The sequence below is a fragment of the Nostocoides veronense genome (assembly GCF_039531185.1).
Lineage (GTDB): Bacteria > Actinomycetota > Actinomycetes > Actinomycetales > Dermatophilaceae > Nostocoides_A > Nostocoides_A veronense.
Map to the genome: position 1 here is coordinate 1 of NZ_BAAAPO010000004.1, position 590 is coordinate 590.

Annotated in this window: 1 pseudogene; it reads left to right on the forward strand. The window is 71.9% G+C overall.

What is annotated here, in order from left to right:
• Positions 1-257 precede the first annotated feature (257 nt).
• Positions 258-590, forward strand: a pseudogene (locus tag ABD225_RS00895) (IS1634 family transposase); the annotation flags it as partial.

The window sequence follows — 590 nt, forward strand, 5'->3', positions numbered from 1 at the left end:
CGACCTCGCGGCCGCCCTGAACGCCATCCACCGTGTCCGGGTTGCGCACTAATTTGGCCGAACTCAGGACCCGGCGGCGGCACCCATCGCCTGGGCGAGCCAGTCGAACGGGGCCGCGACCAACGACGCGGCTCCTTCACCCTGAGTCGTGCCACTGGTGTGGGCCGGAGTTGACCCTATTGCGTTGACCTGCGTCTTGGCTCGGCGGTCGGGGCGGTTCGGGTTACTAAGAATGGGGTGCTGGGTAGCCTTCGGGTATGGCTTCGCGGTTCGTGCGCAAGGTGCGGACCGCGTCCGGGGCGGTCGCTGTGCAGGTGGTGAGCAAGACCGGTGGCGTGGTCGTCGGGGTGGAGCATGTCGGCTCGGCGCACACCGACGCCGAGCTGGCGCTGCTGCTGCGCGCGGCGCGGGAGCGGCTGCTGCCCGGGCAGGGAGAGCTAGAGCTGGGGCCGGTGCCCGAGGTGCTGCCGGGCGTCGATGAGGTCGCTGACTGGACACGCCCCGCAAGCGGGCGGCTCGAGCTCGAGGAGGGCGAGAGCCCGAGGGTGCGGGCGGGCCGCCCGGTCTCGGTGGCCGGTGGCGGGAAGGTG